We start from the raw sequence: 16,739 nt of genomic DNA on the forward strand, positions 1-16,739 counted from the left end.
ATTCAAATCAGGTGAAGACATAGCAAATTTCGTGCCAAAAAAATCAGGCATGCCGGAGCAAAGCCAGCATGCCTGAATTACATTCACATCCATGGTTGTTAACCAATATGGTGCCCCGCAACGTGCCCACCATCAAGATTGATCACCTCGCCGGTGATAAAATTGCTGCCAGCCAGGTACAATGCGAGCTGTGCAACGTCCTCTGTTTCTCCGATACGGTCAACCAGGTGCAGGCCTGCTAGGCTGTCGGCGTCGCTAATGCCCGTTTTCGCCTGAAGCGGGCTGCGGATAATGCCCGGTGCGATGGCGTTGACACGGATATTGTTCTTGCCAAATTCCGCGGCAAGCTGGCGGGTCAATGCGTGAATGCCCCCTTTGCTCGAAATGGGCGCGGTGGCAGGGAAACCGCCAATCGCGTGATCGACCAGCACAGTACCTATGTTAATGATCGCCCCTTCGCCTTGCTGCAACATCTGTCTGATCGCCGACTGGCTCGTGAAATAGGTCCCTTTCAGGTTGATGTCCAGAAAATAGTCCAGATGCTCCTCGTCTACTTCGAGAAAACCGCGCGGCTCAAACACCCCTGCGTTGTTTACCAGTACATCGACCCCGCCGAATTTACTTACCGCCGTGTCGACCAGTAACTGGCCCGTAGCTTTTTTGCTGATATCGCCCGTTACCATAACGAGCCGGTCGTGGTTACCCAGTTCGTTATACGTTGCCGCCAGGTTGTCTTCGTTGGCCGAATTGATGACCACATTATGGCCGTGTTCCAGGAACAAGCTTGCTACTGCTTTCCCAATGCCGGTGGAAGCACCGGTTACAATGATCGTTTGCGTTTTCATGATGATATGTCAGGTCTGTTATTGTTTTCTTGTTGCTGTAATGCCTTTTTCACGGAGTACCGATACCTGTTCCCCCGCATAACCCCAGTCGTCCAGTTCCACTTCACGGATCACGACGTGCGTCAGGTGGGGATCTTTATCGAGGACGTCGGTGATCAGCTGCGTCACTCCGGCAATGAGTTCTTGTTTTTGCTGGCGGGTAACCCCTTCATGGGTTACCTCAATTTGTACGTATGGCATGATTTCTGTCTTTAAAATGGCTATCAATACGTTATATGTCAATCCGTTATCCTGTTTTGACATTACAAAGGAACTCAGTTCCGGGCAGGGCATTACGTGACCTACATCACAAGTATTGCAAACGCGATTTGCATTGCCGGGCAAATAGTGGGAAATTGCGCGCCCAATTTTCCAATACCATGACAACTCCTGTTTTCTGCGGCATCGATTTCGGCACCTCCAATTCCAGCCTCGCAATAGCAAACCAAGACGACGTTTTCCTGATTCCGGTTGAAAACGAGCATAAGACAATCCCCAGCGCGATGTTTTTCGCACGAAAGGATAACGAGGCATTCTTCGGCCGCGCAGCCATGGAACGCTTCCTGAGCCGCCATCCGGGCAGATTAATGCGAAGCTTAAAACGCGTACTGGGCACGCCCGCCATGCGCCAGGGCACGATGGTGAACGGCGAACTGATGAAATTCGATCAGATCGTAGCCGCTTTCCTGGACCAGATGAAGCGCAAGGCGGAAGCCGACTGCGGTACCGGGCTGAAACATGTGGTAATGGGCCGGCCGGTGCATTTTATCGATAACGATACTGCTGCCGACGAGCGCGCGGAAAATGAATTGAAAGCGATCGCTAAAAGCCTTGGATTCGAGCACGTTGGCTTCCAGTTTGAGCCCATTGCGGCTGCATTTGCCCACGAGGCGCGGGTAACCGGCGAAAAGCTCGCTCTTGTCGTAGATCTGGGCGGCGGAACTTCCGATTTTACGATCATCCGCCTTTCCAAGGACAATGCCCGCAAACACGACCGCAGCAGCGATATCCTGGCCAATACCGGCGTGCGCCTCGGTGGCAACGACTTCGACAAGGACCTCAGCCTAGCACGCATGATGCCCGAGCTGGGTTTCCGCACAACTTACGGGGCCAAGAACCTGGAAGTCCCCTCCTACCATTATTTCGACCTGTCGGAATGGAGCAAGGTTAATTTTTTGTATACCAACAGAACGATATTCCAGGCCAAGCAGCTCCTACGCGAAACGCATTCGCCCGAAAAATACGGTCGGCTGATCAACGTCCTCGAACAGGAAAGCGGTCACGCCGTGCTTGCCGAAACTGAAAATATCAAGATCGGCCTTACGCAAAACGACGCCTACGTGGCTTCCCTGCCATTTATTGACGAAAATTTGCAGATCAACGTCGAACGCGAAGTGTTCAATGAGGCCATCGGCACCAAGACGCAGCGTATCATCGACGCGGCCAAACAATGCCTTCAAAGCGCGGGCATCGGGCCCGAAGCCATCAGCCTGGTGATCATGACCGGAGGTTCCACCGAAATCCCGCTGATCCAGGAACGCTTTCGTGAGCTGTTCCCGGCGGCCGAATGGTCGGAAGAGAATAAACTGTCGAGCGTCGGACTGGGCTTGGCTTACGACGCCCGCAGCCGGTTCTCCTAACCAACAGGCGGGCGAGTTGGTTTGACTTTGGAATATGACTCCGCGTTTGCATTGGATACCGATATCTGGTTATACTTGCATTATGTCTATTTCGGATAAAAGCATTTTAATACTCGGCTGTTTTGATACCAAGGGCGATGTGTTTTCCTACCTGCGGGATTGCATTGTGGCACTTGGGGAAACCGCGATCACCATTAACACGGGCGTTTTCGGCACCACCAGCGCATTCCCGGTCGATTTTGAAGCCGGGGCCGTCGCAGCGGCAGCCGGGCACGATTTGACCGACCTCCGCCGCGACCGCGACCGGGGGAAGGCCATCGATGTCATGGGCCAGGGCGCATTCCGGCTGGTTTCACAGTTGTATGGTGAAGGGAAAATCAAGGCGGTAGTCGGAATGGGCGGCGGGGGCGGCACTTACATCGCTCTTTCCGCCATGCAAAGCATCCCACTCGGCGTTCCAAAGGTTTGCCTCACCACATTAGCCACAAAAGACCTCTCACGGCAGATTGGCGACAAGGACATTATGCTGATCCCCTCGGTGGTAGACGTGGCGGGGATGAACCACATCTTAAAACAGCTGGTAGCGCACGCAGCCTCTGCCGTGTGTGCGATGGCCAACGTCGAGACCACAGATCACGACGACAAAACGAGAACCATTGCGATCAGCATGTTTGGGAACACCACACCATGCGTCGACAAATGCACCGAGCTCCTTACCGCTGCCGGTTATGAAGTGCTTGCCTTTCATGCAACTGGCGCGGGCGGAAAAACCATGGAATCGCTCATCCGGGAGGGCTGCTTTGACGCCGTACTCGACATTACCACCACCGAGCTCGCCGACGATTTGTGTGGCGGCATTTGCAGCGCTGGCCCGGAAAGGCTCACCGCCGCCGCGGAAATGGGGATTCCTCAAGTGGTGGTACCGGGCTGTCTGGATATGGTCAACTTTGGCCACCCCGATACCGTCCCGCACGCATTCGCGGGCAGGCACCTGTACAGCTGGGCGCCCGACGTGACGCTCATGCGTACGGACGAGTACGAGAACGCGATCCTGGGTGAACGCCTCGCGGGCAAGGTTAGCCGCTCACCAATGCCAGCGGCCATTGTGCTTCCTTTAAAAGGCATTTCGCAGATTGCTTCCGAAGGTGGTATCTTCCATAATCCGGATGCCGACGAAGCATTATTTGCCGCCATCCGCGCGAATGCATCCCCTAATGTGCCCGTAATCGAGGCCGATATGCCTATCAATGACCCCGCATTCGCCCATTTACTGGTAGAAACACTGCTGGGTTTCATGCCTAAGAAATAGTAGAGAAATTTTAATCAGTATATCATTATCATAACCAAACCGAAACACTATGCCTAACCCATGGACAGGTAAGGGAAATCCCTATACGAAACAGGAAGTAAGAGACCGCCTGCAAGCGACTATAGATCAGGGCAAAGCCATCATTGCAGCCGGCGCCGGTACCGGTATCAGTGCCAAATTCATCGAAAAAGGCGGTGCCGACCTCATCATCATCTATAACTCGGGGCGCTTCCGCATGGCGGGGCACGGCTCTACGGCCGGCCTGATGGCCTATGGTGACGCCAACGCGGTAGCTATGGAAATAGGCGAGTTCGAGGTACTGCCTGTGGTGGAAGAAATACCCGTGATATGCGGTGTACACGGCTCCGACCCCCGGCGCAGAATGTGGCATCATTTGCTAAAAGTAAAGGAAATGGGCTTTTCTGGCGTCAATAATTTTCCTACCCACAGCATTGTGGACGGGCATTTCAGGCAGGTACTGGAAGAAACCGGGATGGGTTTTGCCAAAGAGGTGGAGATGATCCGGCTGGCTACGATGATGGACCTCTTCTCGATCGTTTATGTGGCTACGCCCGAGGAAGCACGCCAGATGGCGGAAGTGGGCGCGGACGCCATTATTGCGCACGTCGGCACAACGGTAGGCGGTTCAATCGGTGTGGTGGACGCCACATGCAGCATGGACGAGGCCATTGAACGCACTCAGCTCATCGGCGATGCGGCACGGAACGTTAACCCGAATGTGTTCGTCCTCGCGCATGGCGGGCCCGTCAATACGCCCTCCGATGTCCGCGAAGTGCTGTCAAAAAGCGACATCCATGGCTTTGTGGGCGCATCTTCCCTGGAGCGCATGGGCATAGAGCAATCGCTCACCGAGCTCACGCAGGATTTTAAGAGGCTAACGTTGGGGAATGGGTGATGTCGGTCGGGGAAGGATATCCGAAATTTCACAATCAGGTGTCGGCAAGCTGCAAATGCACGTAAAAATCATTGGCGGAGCGTGTACACCAGTTGATCGCCAGCACACTGGAAAGCAGGCTACTCAGGTCTTCCATGGAACTTGGTTTTGACAAATAACCCGTTGCCCCAAGCTTGCGGGCGTCTTCTACTGTAAGGCGGTCCTGGGCGGTCGAGAAGAGAAATACGGGCAGCACTTTCGAATAATACTTACGGATATTGGACAGACATTCCAGGCCGTTTTGAACCGGCATGTTAATATCGAGAAAGACAATGTCCGGCTCCGAGGGTTTGGATACCCTCAGGGCATCGAACAGTTCCTGGCCGTTTCTGAACACGCTCAAGGCATGCTTTGTTTGGAGTTCCTTCATCGCACGTTCAAACAGGTAGATATCGTCAGGGTCGTCCTCTGCCAGAAAAATCAGTTGTCCATTGCTCTGCTCTCTGGCCGGGTCTTTGTGTTGCGGGTTTGGGTAAGGCTCCATGGAAGAAAAACGTTACGAATTTCCAATGTATAATTCGCTGGTATATCTAAATACTATGCCATGAAACAAGCCGCTTTTACACAACTCAGGCCGCCGGTTCGTGGTCGGCGGCCCGGGGCTATTATTCTACAATGCTGGGGAAACGGCGGCGTCGGGTTGTAGTAGTGGACTACCGCCGTACACGGCCATACCGGCAACAGGGAAGGCGGTAGTACTTGAAGCAATTTCCCAGCTACTACTCGCTTCTTAAACTCCTGACCGGATTCATAAACGCGGCCCGGATACTCTGGAAGCTAACGGTCACCAATGCAATGGCAACCGACAAGGCACCGGCCAGCAGGAATACCCACCACCTGATGTCGGTGTGGTAGGCGAAGTCCTGCAACCAGTTTTTCATACCGTACCAGGCGATGGGCGATGCTATGAGAATGGCAACAAGGACAGGTTTGAGAAAATCCTTCGAAAGCAGCCCCACAATACTCGGTACCGAAGCGCCCAGCACTTTTCGAACGCCGATTTCTTTCGTCCGGAGTTCGGCCATAAACATCGAGAGGCCTAGCAGTCCCATGCATGAAATGAGAATGGCAATACCTGCGAATATGCCGAACAATAGTTGCTGGGTTTGTTCACGCGCGTAAAGTTTGCCAAAACGCTGGTCGAGAAACTCATACTGGAACGGCACATCCGGGAAACGCTCCTGCCATACCGAACCGATGTGGGCGATCGCGCCCTGGATATTCTTGCCCGCAACCTGTACCGACACGTTTCCGAGGTGGCCCGGCTGATAAAACATGACGATGGGCGCCACTTTCTGGTGGAGCGATTCGAAATGGTAGTCCTCGGTAACACCAATGATCTGTCCCCGCACCTCGCCGTAACCAAAACGGTTGCCAATCGCTTCCTCCGCGTTTTTCCAGCCGAGCAAACGCGCGGCCGTCGCATTAAGTATGAACCCGTTGGTGCGGTCTGTTGGATGCTGACGGGAAAAGTTACGGCCCGCCGCCATCCGGATCTGATAAGCCGGGATAAAATCCTCATCCACCGAAAGCGACTTGATACTGATTTCCGTAGGTGCCATCGAATCGCCTTTCATAACGTAGGCCTCCCAGGAATCAAGCAAGCGGCCCGACGGAATGCGCGACGAACGGCCCACTTCCCGTACACCCGCATGCTCCTTGAAACGCTGCCGGATCGCCTCGGCATCTATCGTCGAATCGTCAGGCATTCCGAATGTGATCACCTGATCCTTCGCATACCCCAACTTGTAATTCTGGATGTAACGCATTTGGTTGTAGACGACCGTCGTGCTGATGATCAGCGTGACAGCAATGGCAAATTGTGCCACCACGAGTGTTTGACGCAATTTCCCGTTTTTCAGCGCGGAAGCTATTTTGCCCTTTAAAACTGCGATAGGCTGAAAACCGGTCATGAAAAATGCCGGATAGCTGCCCGCGACAAGCCCTGTAAAAATGGTAATACCCAGCAGGACCACAAGAAACGACGGGTCCAGCAATGCTGAAATAGAAAGTTGTTTTTGCGTAAAATTATTGAACAGTGGCAGGCATAGTACCACTGCGACGAACGCTATTAATACAGAAATAACAACCAGCACCACCGATTCGCTCAGGAACTGGTTGATGAGCTGGGAACGTACCGCGCCTATGACCTTCCGCATTCCAACTTCCTTTGCGCGGGTAGCGGATTTCGCCGTTGCCAGGTTCATGTAATTAATGCAGGCAATCAGTAAAATAAAGATCGCGATCGCCGAAAACAGGTACACATACTGAATGTCCCCATTGCCCTCGATTTCTGAATCCAGATGAGAACGCAGGTGAATGTCGGTAAGTTTAGTAAGCGTGAGCACCGAATATTTCGAAGTATTGGGACCGATATGCTTATTCTGGAATGCAGGGAAAGAAGCTGCCAGTTTCTGAGCGTCGTAATGTTTCGGCAAAAGCAGGAAGGTCGAGAACGAGTTGTTAGCCCAGTTGGTACGAAGCCCCTCGGCCCCATAAACGCGGTTGTCGTTGAGCGTCGAGAAAGAAACCAGGAAATTAGGGTGGAAGTGCGACTGTGGCGGAAGCGGCTCAAAAACACCGGTTACCGTATAGTCGAACTGATTATCCAGCCTCACCACTTTCCCGATCGGGTCCTCCTTCCCGAAATATTTCTCCGCCATAGGTCTGGAAAACATGATCGAAAAAGGGTTTTCGAGTGCTTTGTCGGGGTTTCCACGATCTATTTTAAAAGTAAAAACCTTGAAGATGTTTGCTTCCGCGGCAAACATCTGCTCCTCTGAAAAGCGGCTTTCACCATACTTTACCAAAGCCCCTGTTTCCAGCAATCGTACAACCTGCTCCACCTGCGGGAAATCCTGCTTCACCAGCGGGCCGAACGGTGGCGCCGCATGTCCTAGACGAAGCGATTCCGTGCCGTCGTTGGCCAGAAATGTCCGGTTCAACCTGTAAATACGGTCAGCATGTTCATGAAACCGGTCGTAAGCCAGTTCATCCTTCACATACAAGGCGAGCAGCAAAAAGCAGGTCAGCCCGAGTGATACGCCGGAGATGTTGATGAAACTGAAAGCCTTATACTTAGTCAGATTCCGGAACGCTATTTTCAGATAGTTTTTGAACATGGTATTTGCATTTGGAGCCGTGGTGAGGCAATGTTGGTCCAAGAAGCAGCAACAAATGCATGCCATCTTAATAGTGTATTGATAATCAAAAACTTACCTAAAATAACCTGTCCGAAATCGGACGCCGCCGTCCGTCGCTGCACGACGTCCACGAGTTGAAAACGAACAGATCCGTTCGCTTCCGGACATCGAAGCTACTAACAAACAATCTCAATATCAGAGACTTATAAAATTGGCATGATACTTGACTGATTTCCTGTATCTAATCAGCCATATTCTATGAAAAACAAACTCCTTGCGATCATTCTTTTCTCTAACCTCCTAACCAACACGCTCCAAGCTCAAACCGACCCGCTTCCCAAACGAATCGACTCCCTGATGCAGGCTGCATACCGTATCGGTGTTTTCAATGGAAATGTTATGGTTGTCAGCAAAGGCCAAACCATTTACAAAGCCGCTGTCGGGTTCGCAGATGGCAGCAAGCAAAACCCGCTTACCCCGCAAAAGCGATTCGATATCGGCTCTATTGCCAAGGAATTCAACGGCATATCGATCATGCTTCTTGCCGAAAAAGGAAAGCTGTCCGTAACCGACCCTGTACACAAATACCTGCCCGAACTTCCTGCCTGGGCCGACAGCATTCAGATCGCCCACCTGCTCAATTACACCAGCGGGCTGCCCGCAAGTCCTGCCAACACCGACGAGGATGTCCGGAATGAACTTCTGGCGCTGAAACGCCTTACTAATGCACCCGGGAAGTCGTACATATACAGCTACTCCAATGTATATCTGCAACAGCGGATCGTAGAGAAGGTTTCCGGTTTGAAATACAATGCATTTGTCGAGAAAAATATCCTGAAACCGCTGGAAATGAAGCGTACCGTGATGGACCTTCCCGTGGACGATACTACGATGGCGATCGCTTTTAACAACAAATTTGTCAACGAAAAGCCCCGTGAAACCACCAGGGGATGGCCCCGTCTGACGACGGAGGACCTTCTCCGTTTTATGTCCGCTGTCGACAGTTACAAGCTCGTCGGCAAAGCTTCCGTGCAGCAACTTTCGCAGCATTTCGGAGAAGGCGAAAGCAGCCTAGGCGAAGCGAAATTCGAAAACGGCGAACTGGTCTGGCACCAGCACCACGGCTCCAATTTTAACTACGAAGCACTGACCACGCATGATCTGAAAAACGACCGGTTCGTGATTCTGATGACCAACAACCAGAATTTCAAAGTCCGGCAGCTTACATCCGCGATTCTCTCTATTCTGGACAATAAGCCTTACACCGTCCCGAAACGTTCGTTATACCTCGAATTGCGCGAGGAAATGCTAGCCGATTTTGACGCGGGCGTCGCATTTTACCGCACTGCCCGTGAGCAGAAAAAAGAGGTCTACGACTTGTCGTTCGAGATTGGCGACCTGGTCAATACCGGCAAGTTCCTCTTGCGCCGAAACCGCATTGACGATGCCATCAAGGTATTTACGCTTGGCCTTCTCCTGGATTTGCAGGACAAGGATTACGCCATCGCCTGTCAGTTCATTGCCGAAGCGTATAAGCAGCAGGGTAAAACCGATCTCGCAGTTTTATATGCGCAGCAAGCGATCCGGAAGGATCCGGATAACAAAATTGTTCGCTCCATGCTCGACCAGGTCGCACGTTAAGGACATTCCCGAAAAACTAGCAGCAGGTAGCCTCGGGTTGTTTATATCCCCGCAAGCTTTTAAACCAGCTATAAACGACCTGGAAAAATTTGGGCGTCGTATGGACCGTGCGGTGCTTCCGCGCTGTGGGTTGAACACTTTGGGAATGGCCGGCGCCCGGGCCCTGCGATGGAGACGCCGCAACGACGATGTCCAGTACGCCATTGGTAAGGGCGTGAATGTCTTCGTGAAGCTCATCCAGAAGGTTGGCAGCCTGGCCCCGGAAATGGTGGCGGTCGGCGATCTGGAGGGTGGTATTTACTGCAAAATCATAAATTTCCTGTGAAAGCTGGTCGCAAAGCTCGCACATATCCGCCCGCCGCTCGGGCAGAACAATGCTTCTCGCCTTCATTTCCTGGATTTTACGCTCGGTTTTCGTGACCAGTTCGGCCCGGACTTCATTCAAATTCATATTTACGGGTGCTGTTAGAGGGGAGTTTTTCAAACGCATGAACGTTCTCAGAAATATTATAAATATTTTGACAGAATCAAAGGGTTTGATTTTTTTTCTAATCCATTTCAAAAGGATTTTCTGCGCTTACTTATGCATAAAAGTCGTTTCATGCCCTTCATTTTACAGTTCATCTGATTGAAGGTAGGCATGGGGAGCAGCCACGGCTACTTTTGTCCCATCAAAACGAATACTATTAGCCATGAAAATTCAACGTATACTATTTGCAACCGTTCCCTTCGACGGGCATTTCAGCCCGCTTACCGGCCTGGCCGCTCACCTCAAACAGCTCGGGCATGACGTACGCTGGTACGTGGGCGGCCATTACGGCGCACGCGTTACCAAACTGGGGCTTGTTCATTACCCGTGTGTAAACGCGCCTGTGATCAACCAGGAGAATATGGACGAGCTATTCCCCGAACGGAAAAAAATCAAAAACCCTATTGCCCGCGCCCGGTTCGACGTGAAGCATACCTTCCTCAGCCCTATTCCTGGGTATGTCGACGACCTGTTGAAAGTCCACGATGAGTGGCCGTTTGACCTAATCGTCTATGATCTGGCCTGTCTGGGTGCATTGTTCGTGCAGGAGTTGCTGGCGATAAAAGGCGTGGCAGTGGGCGTGCTCCCATTGTTCGAAAGCGAGTCGAACCTGCCGTCAGACGATCCCGGCCGGAATGCCATTACAAGGTCGGTGACGCGTTGGGCGAAACGGGCCAAGATTCATTTTCAGTTCAATATCATTATGAAGCCTTGCAGTGTATTGTTCAACGAACTTCGTGCCAAATACGGCCTGCCACAGGAGTCTGGCTTTATGTTCGACGCGGTATTCCGGAATGCAAATCTGTACCTTCAGAGCGGAGTGCCAGGCTTTGATTACCCGCACAGAAAACTGAGCCCTAATGTCCGGTTTGTCGGACCGCTTTTGCCCAACAAATCGAAGGGTAAGGCATCATTTGAGCAAGCTGGGCAGACTATGAAGTACAAAAGGGTCATTCTAGCCACGCAGGGCACATTTGAGCGGGATGTCGAGAAAATCATTGTCCCTACATTGGAAGCTTATGAAAATGACCCTGACACTATGGTGATCGTCACCACCGGTGGTTCCGGTACTGCGGCACTGCGCCAGCGCTATCCACAGCGCCATTTTCTCATAGAAGATTTCATCGACTACGACGCCGTTATGCCCTACGTGAGCGTATACGTGACGAACGGGGGCTACGGAGGCGTGATGTTGGCCCTGCAACACAAGCTGCCGATTGTGGTAGCGGGTGTTTATGAAGGGAAGGTGGATATTGCTGCGCGCGTTGGATTCAACGGCGTCGGCATCGACCTGAAAACCGAGACACCCAAGGCAAGCCAGATCCGCCGGGCCGTTGCGACCGTACTATCCGACAATAAATACCGGCAGCACGCACAACGGCTCAGCGAAGAATTCCGAAAATATCCCGCCAATGAAATGGCTACCGGCTACATCGGCGAACTGGCCTGAAAGCCCCTGATTATCTGGAAGCTGATATTTCCTCTTTCCGGGGCGTACCCATCATCATCTTTTCAATGGAAGCTATTTTTGCGTCCATGGCTTCCAATTTGGCTTTCAGCTGATCATTTTCTTCCTGTAACTGTCGTGTACGTTTTTCAAGCGCCTGGATGGCGGCCATGTTCACGCCGTCGATGTCTGAGGAATTGATCGTCGTATCGTTCCCGATGCCGTCCAGGCCGAATGCGGCATAAAAATCCTGCGCCATCGGGCCCATGTGCCGGGTGGTAGCAGGCTGACTTTTGTAGTTCCAACTGGTAAGTGGCAACCGTGCTACTTTTTGAAGGATGTTTTCAGTATTTAATACTTCGAAATTCTCTTTTTTCCGCCGGTCGCTGACGACGCTCCACGATCCTCCGCCAGCGGAAATTTCAACGCCGCTCGTAAGTCCCTGATTGGTGAAGACCCGTGCTCCGCCTGCAAAACGCATGGTCAGCTGATTGTTGGTCGTACTGTAAGCGCTATCGCTGCTGAACGATGCGCTCGCATCGCTGATGACAATAGACCCCTGGTGCCTTACCCGTGCATTTTTGCCGAGTGCGACGGAGAAGTTTCCTCTTGCACTGTTTTGCAAGCCAATGGCAATAGCAAATGCACCCTGAGCAATAGAGGGACCAATTACAATCGAAGCGAGTCCACCCGCGATGGATGATGGCCCCAATGCCAGTGCGTCGTCATTGGTAGCTTGCGCGCCGCTGCCCAATGCAATGGCCCCCACCGCCGAGGCAGTACCGTTGAATGCCAGCGCCCGATCCGCCGACGCTGTACCAAAATTTCCCAGCGCAACCGATGCCTCGCCGGATGCGGTCGTTCCCAGCCCGGCCGAAAAAGAACTCGCTCCCTGCGCTCGGACGTGCTGGCCCGCCGCGAATGAATAGTCACCTATGTTGGCGGCATTCCAGAAGGTACTTGAAAATCCCCCGACATATCCTACGCGGAATGCGGCCTTGTCCACATACCACATCATACGGCGGCCTTCGCCAGCAATGGGTACCGGTTTGCCTCCGGCGACATCCCCGGGAGCGGCGAAAACGACGCTGCTATCGGCCACGTGCAATCCGGCACGGGGCGTAAGTGTACCGATACCCACCTGGGCATGGGTATAAACGGATGCAATAACAAAAAGGAAAGTAATAACAATCCGATTCATAGGATGGATGGATTTTTGAGGAACAATACAATTATTCAACAACCAGTTTATGATTGACAACGCCCTGGTTGGTAGTAAGTTTAAGAAGATATAAGCCCGAAGTAATGCCGTCCAGGCTTACCTGTACGGAGCCGTCGGACAGTGAGGAAGTACGGACAGGCATCTTCCGGCCAAGCATATCCCACAAGCTCACTTCGCCTGCCGGAATGCCGGATGAAACGGTCACAGTACTTGTCCTGCGGGCGGGGTTCGGGTATACGCCTGCGAAGCGGCCAGCGCCACGTGGTTGTAGGGAAATAGCCCTGGTCAGACTGAAAGTACCGTCCAGGTCCACGGAACGTAGACGGTAGTAGACCGTCTGCCCCTGGTTGTCGAAAGCCCGGTCTGTGAAATTGTACTTCTGCAGCGCATTGCTGTTACCGGCGGCATCCACGGTCCCGATTTTTTGAAAGACCCTCGCATCGAGGCTTCGCTCTATTTCGAAGTGGGAGGCATTGTCCTCGCTCGTCGTCTGCCATTCGATCAATGCATTGTTTTCAACAGCCCTTGCATTGAAACTGATCAGGGTTACGGGCAGTGCCGCTTCCGGAATAGCCCCAAGTGTGAATGGGCTCCATGCCGATATCACCTCGCTGGTCACGGAACCGGCCGTCAGCGTACCCGTCACGTTATGGCCCTCGTTGAGCCAGTTGCCTCCCGTGAGATGGGCTATGCTGAAAACATTCGGATTTTCGGAAACCGTGATGGATGGATTTTTATAATCATCGTATGTGATAATTACCTTGCCGGTAGCAGTGCCTTTCGGTGCAAGATCCCAGTATTCTTCGTTGTTGTAGGCTTCCAGCGCAATAGGAGAAGCGCCGCTCGTGGCAAATGTGCCGGTACCCGCATCTCCGGCGAAGTAGCGTACGCTCATTCCGGCGCTGTTGTCGGTCAGGTCCACTGTAATGGGCTGGTACCTGATGCCGTCACCTACCGGGTATACAAAACTACCCATCCCGGTCTTGACTACATAGCCATTCACATGCCTCGCATCGGATACGCCCGCCACGGATGCCGTATCCCCGATCACCAGCGCGGCAATATCGTTGGTCGCATCCACGATTCCGTTGGAGAAAGTAACCATTCCTCCAACCCTGATGCTATTGTCTAAAACAATACCCGCTGGATTATTGATCGTCAGATAGCGGGTGAAAAAAGTCTGGGTGCCGCTCACCGTCTGCGGCACGACGCCGTCTAATGTCAACGCTCCGGTATCCGTCTCTGCCATCGCCTGGTTATTGACGAGGTTCCCCGAAACAAAAAGGTTGCCATTATTTGTAAAAGATCCTCCGTCCAGTTGCAGATCACCTTTCACCTGCAAAATGCCGCCTTTGACGATAACCGCGCCGCCGGCACTGGACAAGCCCTGCGCAGCGGCATTCCCGCCGAGTCCGGCAAGGACCGCCAGAAAATATATAGTTTTCATATTATTGATTAGTAAAAGAGGACAAAATATACGGGGCTCAAAGTAAACGGCCTCCGCCAGGGACTATACGCCGCCTAGCTATTACCAACACGCCCGCCACGGCGAGGGCAAGTAACCCCAGACCCGCAAAACCCATCCAGGAATTGCCGCTATTGTTGTCCTTCATCTGCTGGCGAAGCGCCGCATTGTCCGCTTTCAGGCTTTCTAATTCTGCCGCAAGGTTACGAGTACGCTCTTCCAATGCTTTGATACCCGCCAATGCCACGCCGTCGGCGTCGACTGTTCCTATTGTGCGGTTATCGTTGCCCAATCCGAACGCGGCATGAAAGTCCTGCGCTGTCGGCCCCAAATGTGTGGTATTTTCCGAGTCGGTCTTATAACTCCATCGGGTTACCGGCAAGTTTCGGAGTTTTTGCAGTACCTCCTCATACGAGACCTTTTCAAACCGATGTTTTTTGTTCACATCGGACACGTTCGTCCAGACACCGCTGGTCGACAGGTAAGCGCCCGTAGACGTAGAAATGACAGCATTGGATTGTCCCCAGTTACTTACTGAGGCACCACTCTGAATTGTAAGGCCGGTACTGAGGTTGGACGAAGTAAATATCCGGAACCCGCCGCTGACGCGCCAGTTGGCCGAGTGGTTTACCCCTGCGCGTATCGTATCGACCGAAGATCTGTCGGAGAACACAAAACTCCCCTGCCGGGCATTCGTATGTGCGTGATACCCCATGGCCACAGAGGCAGCTCCGCTGGCATAGCTATCTTCACCCACCGCAAATGACGATTGTTGCGCTGCACCCGTCCTCAGACCAAAAGCGGTCGCAGCATAGGCAGTTGCCCGCGCCCCATCGCCCATTGCCACGGAGTTGTCTCCTATAAGGACGTCGTCCCATTGGTTTCCCGACACGGTCCCGGCGCGGAATGCCCCTTTCTCGGGATGCCATACGAGGCGTGTACCAGCGCCTACGGCAGGTGCTCCGGTACTGGTTCCGGTGTACTGGCCTCCTAACATGAAGGCTCCGTTTCTGAAAACAACCATTCGTGTGCTCTGATCGACGTCCCGCGCTGCCACCAGCGTATCGGTCCGTTGCGCGTATGCGCCGACGGGCACTAGCAAGGAGCAGATCAAAGCATGTAACACAGGTCGCCCCAGGGATAAATTCGGCGATTTTCTTTCAGACAAAATTGAAGTAAAATTTGCATTCATAACTGAAGTAGGATTAGGTATAGTTGTAAAAAGTACAACTAATTCCAAAAATACAACTATGAATGTGAAATACTTTTACGTCACGAAAATACCCTTCGTAGAAAAACTTATCAACCAGTGAAGATCGCTTCCAAAGCACGCGTACAAGGGATGAACTGGTCGTCGAAGAGAAACGTAACTTGTTGATTTAGCGGCAACAACACGGCTATATGATCATTTCATAACCGTTTAATAATTTTTAATGCCCAGGTGTCGCGAAACTCCGTTTTTCGACGCCTGGGCATTCGCAACGCTCTCACCTCACTGCACGAACTTGCGCTGCCTGGTTTCCGTCTCGGTCGGGAAATCGGATGGAATGGGAATGTCCACTTTACCCGTTGCTGCCCACTGACTCCCGCGTTGCAGACAGGTAATGAAGCCTACGCATTCCACCGAGTAATCGGCGTGACCTAATGCCATGTGAAAAATGCGGCCTTTGCCGTAACGAAGCGCGATTAGCATGGGTTCGTTGCGGTCGGTACCGTTATTTGTTTTGGGAGAAAACGCTGTGGCCAGGATCTGCATGTTTTCTGCGGGCCCACGGAGGCGGTCGTAGAGTTCGTCGCGGCTGTGCAGCCAGTTGGCCGGCATGCCTTTCGTAATGGGATGGTTCGGTTCGCGAACGGTGATTTTAAATTCCATTTGCGCACCGTGAGAACCTGCTTTGCCCGGTTGCGTATCGCGTACCTCTTTGCCGTTCTGATCGAAATATACGTAGGGACCATCCTTTTCCGTCCGGTCACCCCAGCCGCCCAGGCCGATCATCTGATTATAGGCCGGCCACTGCGGAAAGGAGTTGTTGGCCGCGTGAATAACCACAAGCCCACCCCCGTTCTTCATGAATTTTTCAAAATCCTTTTGAGTATCAGCCGACCACGGCGCCGCATTCCAGCCGAAATTACAGATCACTACATCGTAATTTGAAAATTTGGGATGAAAAGCCGAGTCCATTTTAGGCTGCTTCAACGCCTGTGTTTCCGGGCCGTTCTTCACCGGATATTCCTGCACAAGCTTGTCGCCCTGCCAGGTGTACCGCGTTCGCTGAATATCGACTGTGAATTTTTTCGTGTCTTCCAGATAATATTTCATCATGGCTGTGATCTTCGGCCACTGCTCGTGGTTGTTCTGACCATCGACGATGAGGACTTTCACCGGCGACTTCTGCGCAAAAGATGAACTGGAAACTGCGCCCGCTCCAAGCAATGCGAGCAGGAAAATCAGGATTTTGTTGTTCAATGTCATAAATCGACAGGTTATGGAGAAAATGTGCGTT

Annotated in this window: 14 protein-coding genes; 5 read left to right on the forward strand and 9 right to left on the reverse strand. The window is 52.5% G+C overall.

The genetic code is table 11. The features are described from left to right. Window positions 1-98: 98 nt before the first annotated feature. Both AAHB90_RS12115 and AAHB90_RS12120 read right to left on the reverse strand, forming a co-directional pair. The gene (locus AAHB90_RS12115; RefSeq protein ID WP_342085372.1) at window positions 99-845 is read right to left on the reverse strand and encodes an SDR family NAD(P)-dependent oxidoreductase; all 747 of its coding nucleotides are present in this window, start codon (window positions 843-845) and stop codon (window positions 99-101) included. Window positions 846-863: 18 nt separating this feature from the next. Then, window positions 864-1,085, reverse strand: coding sequence for a tautomerase family protein (locus AAHB90_RS12120; protein ID WP_342085373.1), 222 nt, complete (start codon window positions 1,083-1,085; stop codon window positions 864-866). 179 nt (window positions 1,086-1,264) lie between these two features. On the opposite strand from AAHB90_RS12120, the gene AAHB90_RS12125 reads away from it, so the two are divergent. From AAHB90_RS12125 to AAHB90_RS12135, 3 genes are all read left to right on the forward strand, one after another. Further along, a complete protein-coding gene (locus tag AAHB90_RS12125; RefSeq protein WP_342085374.1) occupies window positions 1,265-2,524 on the forward strand; it encodes an Hsp70 family protein in 1,260 nt (419 codons plus the stop codon). Window positions 2,525-2,606: 82 nt separating this feature from the next. Continuing rightward, window positions 2,607-3,833 carry a Tm-1-like ATP-binding domain-containing protein gene (locus AAHB90_RS12130; protein ID WP_342085375.1) on the forward strand — a complete coding sequence of 409 codons (1,227 nt, stop codon included), beginning with the start codon at window positions 2,607-2,609 and terminating at the stop codon, window positions 3,831-3,833. A gap of 49 nt (window positions 3,834-3,882) precedes the next feature. After that, window positions 3,883-4,749, forward strand: a complete 867-nt coding sequence (locus tag AAHB90_RS12135) for a phosphoenolpyruvate hydrolase family protein (protein ID WP_342085376.1) — start codon at window positions 3,883-3,885, stop codon at window positions 4,747-4,749. Window positions 4,750-4,783: 34 nt separating this feature from the next. Here the strand turns inward: AAHB90_RS12135 and AAHB90_RS12140 are convergent, their stop codons facing one another. Further along, the gene (locus AAHB90_RS12140; protein WP_342085377.1) at window positions 4,784-5,272 is read right to left on the reverse strand and encodes a response regulator; all 489 of its coding nucleotides are present in this window, start codon (window positions 5,270-5,272) and stop codon (window positions 4,784-4,786) included. A gap of 235 nt (window positions 5,273-5,507) precedes the next feature. After that, window positions 5,508-7,910, reverse strand: coding sequence for an ABC transporter permease (locus tag AAHB90_RS12145; RefSeq protein WP_342085379.1), 2,403 nt, complete (start codon window positions 7,908-7,910; stop codon window positions 5,508-5,510). 279 nt (window positions 7,911-8,189) lie between these two features. On the opposite strand from AAHB90_RS12145, the gene AAHB90_RS12150 reads away from it, so the two are divergent. Beyond that, window positions 8,190-9,572 (forward strand): serine hydrolase domain-containing protein, encoded by a 1,383-nt coding sequence (locus AAHB90_RS12150; RefSeq protein WP_342085380.1) that lies wholly within the window; start codon window positions 8,190-8,192, stop codon window positions 9,570-9,572. A 16-nt stretch (window positions 9,573-9,588) separates the two neighbouring features. Here AAHB90_RS12150 and AAHB90_RS12155 read toward each other — a convergent pair whose 3' ends face one another. Then, the gene (locus AAHB90_RS12155) at window positions 9,589-10,023 is read right to left on the reverse strand and encodes a hypothetical protein (RefSeq protein ID WP_342085381.1); all 435 of its coding nucleotides are present in this window, start codon (window positions 10,021-10,023) and stop codon (window positions 9,589-9,591) included. A gap of 241 nt (window positions 10,024-10,264) precedes the next feature. Here AAHB90_RS12155 and AAHB90_RS12160 point away from each other — a divergent pair, with 241 nt between their 5' ends. Further along, window positions 10,265-11,551 carry a glycosyltransferase gene (locus tag AAHB90_RS12160; protein ID WP_342085382.1) on the forward strand — a complete coding sequence of 429 codons (1,287 nt, stop codon included), beginning with the start codon at window positions 10,265-10,267 and terminating at the stop codon, window positions 11,549-11,551. A gap of 10 nt (window positions 11,552-11,561) precedes the next feature. On the opposite strand, the gene AAHB90_RS12165 is transcribed toward AAHB90_RS12160, so the two are convergent. The 4 genes from AAHB90_RS12165 to AAHB90_RS12180 all read right to left on the reverse strand — a co-directional run bounded on the left by AAHB90_RS12165 (window position 11,562) and on the right by AAHB90_RS12180 (window position 16,708). After that, entirely contained in the window at window positions 11,562-12,749 is a 1,188-nt protein-coding gene (locus tag AAHB90_RS12165) for a tail fiber domain-containing protein (RefSeq protein WP_342085383.1), read from the reverse strand. A gap of 31 nt (window positions 12,750-12,780) precedes the next feature. After that, window positions 12,781-14,217 (reverse strand): T9SS type A sorting domain-containing protein, encoded by a 1,437-nt coding sequence (locus AAHB90_RS12170; RefSeq protein ID WP_342085385.1) that lies wholly within the window; start codon window positions 14,215-14,217, stop codon window positions 12,781-12,783. A gap of 37 nt (window positions 14,218-14,254) precedes the next feature. After that, complete coding sequence (locus AAHB90_RS12175) at window positions 14,255-15,403, reverse strand: tail fiber domain-containing protein (protein WP_342085386.1); 1,149 nt, start codon at window positions 15,401-15,403, stop codon at window positions 14,255-14,257. A 324-nt stretch (window positions 15,404-15,727) separates the two neighbouring features. Next, window positions 15,728-16,708 carry a ThuA domain-containing protein gene (locus tag AAHB90_RS12180; protein ID WP_342085387.1) on the reverse strand — a complete coding sequence of 327 codons (981 nt, stop codon included), beginning with the start codon at window positions 16,706-16,708 and terminating at the stop codon, window positions 15,728-15,730. Window positions 16,709-16,739: the final 31 nt, after the last annotated feature.

It is taken from the genome of Dyadobacter sp. OTU695 (genome assembly GCF_038440355.1).
Classification (GTDB): Bacteria; Bacteroidota; Bacteroidia; order Cytophagales; family Spirosomataceae; genus Dyadobacter.

Excerpts from the sequence above, each read along its gene's own strand:
- AAHB90_RS12115 (WP_342085372.1), bottom strand. The coding sequence starts at position 845 with ATGAAAACGCAAACGATCATTGTAACCGGTGCTTCCACCGGCATTGGG.
- AAHB90_RS12120 (WP_342085373.1), bottom strand. The coding sequence starts at position 1,085 with ATGCCATACGTACAAATTGAGGTAACCCATGAAGGGGTTACCCGCCAG.
- AAHB90_RS12125 (WP_342085374.1), top strand. The coding sequence starts at position 1,265 with ATGACAACTCCTGTTTTCTGCGGCATCGATTTCGGCACCTCCAATTCC.
- AAHB90_RS12130 (WP_342085375.1), top strand. The coding sequence starts at position 2,607 with ATGTCTATTTCGGATAAAAGCATTTTAATACTCGGCTGTTTTGATACC.
- AAHB90_RS12135 (WP_342085376.1), top strand. The coding sequence starts at position 3,883 with ATGCCTAACCCATGGACAGGTAAGGGAAATCCCTATACGAAACAGGAA.
- AAHB90_RS12140 (WP_342085377.1), bottom strand. The coding sequence starts at position 5,272 with ATGGAGCCTTACCCAAACCCGCAACACAAAGACCCGGCCAGAGAGCAG.
- AAHB90_RS12145 (WP_342085379.1), bottom strand. The coding sequence starts at position 7,910 with ATGTTCAAAAACTATCTGAAAATAGCGTTCCGGAATCTGACTAAGTAT.
- AAHB90_RS12150 (WP_342085380.1), top strand. The coding sequence starts at position 8,190 with ATGAAAAACAAACTCCTTGCGATCATTCTTTTCTCTAACCTCCTAACC.
- AAHB90_RS12155 (WP_342085381.1), bottom strand. The coding sequence starts at position 10,023 with ATGAATTTGAATGAAGTCCGGGCCGAACTGGTCACGAAAACCGAGCGT.
- AAHB90_RS12160 (WP_342085382.1), top strand. The coding sequence starts at position 10,265 with ATGAAAATTCAACGTATACTATTTGCAACCGTTCCCTTCGACGGGCAT.
- AAHB90_RS12165 (WP_342085383.1), bottom strand. The coding sequence starts at position 12,749 with ATGAATCGGATTGTTATTACTTTCCTTTTTGTTATTGCATCCGTTTAT.
- AAHB90_RS12170 (WP_342085385.1), bottom strand. The coding sequence starts at position 14,217 with ATGAAAACTATATATTTTCTGGCGGTCCTTGCCGGACTCGGCGGGAAT.
- AAHB90_RS12180 (WP_342085387.1), bottom strand. The coding sequence starts at position 16,708 with ATGACATTGAACAACAAAATCCTGATTTTCCTGCTCGCATTGCTTGGA.